This window comes from Clostridium sp. DFI.1.208 (assembly GCF_024463855.1).
Taxonomy (GTDB): Bacteria; Bacillota_I; Bacilli_A; order Erysipelotrichales; family Erysipelotrichaceae; genus Clostridium_AQ.
Map to the genome: position 1 here is coordinate 1 of NZ_JANGCA010000367.1, position 205 is coordinate 205.

Here is a 205-nt window from a genome sequence, read left to right on the forward strand (position 1 = left end):
GTATCCGTGGTGCTCACAGATAACGGACGTGTCGTACTGCCTTCCTTCAATTCCAGTGTCACTGTCGCAGGATCCTCCGCAAACAGCTGCTGGATATCCAGCTGTGGAAGGATGCTCACTGCCAGGGTGACCACCATGACCAGGATCACGAGCTTCTCCAGCCTTCCCATCGGTATCTTTTTCTTCATTCCCTTACACTCCTTCC

1 protein-coding gene is annotated in these 205 nt (G+C 53.2%); it reads right to left on the reverse strand.

Annotated features, from left to right (window positions below):
• Window positions 1-188, reverse strand: a 188-nt coding sequence (locus tag NE665_RS24705) for a hypothetical protein (RefSeq protein ID WP_220431430.1), incomplete at its 3' end; no start/stop codon positions are given.
• Window positions 189-205: the final 17 nt, after the last annotated feature.